Annotated in this window: 1 protein-coding gene; it reads left to right on the top strand. The window is 60.0% G+C overall.

The genetic code is table 11. The features are described from left to right. Nucleotides 1–230, top strand: a 230-nt coding sequence (locus tag ACTHSP_RS24235; RefSeq protein ID WP_440347249.1) for a ParA family protein, incomplete at both ends; no start/stop codon positions are given.

Here is a 230-nt window from a genome sequence, read left to right as displayed (position 1 = left end):
CTCGACCCCCAAGGCAACGCCACCACAGGCAGCGGCATCAACAAAGCCACCATCGAAAACGGCGTTTACCAAGTCGTACTCGGCGAAACCGACATCCCCAACGCCGTCGTCCGCAGCAAAGAAGGCGGCTACGACGTATTGGGCGCCAACCGTACACTGGCCGGCGCAGAAGTCGAACTCGTCCAAGAAATCGCACGCGAAATCCGCCTCAAAAACGCCCTGCAGCTCGT

The sequence above is a fragment of the Neisseria sp. P0001.S005 genome (genome assembly GCF_051963715.1).
This window is presented reverse-complemented; position numbering and strand designations above follow the sequence as displayed.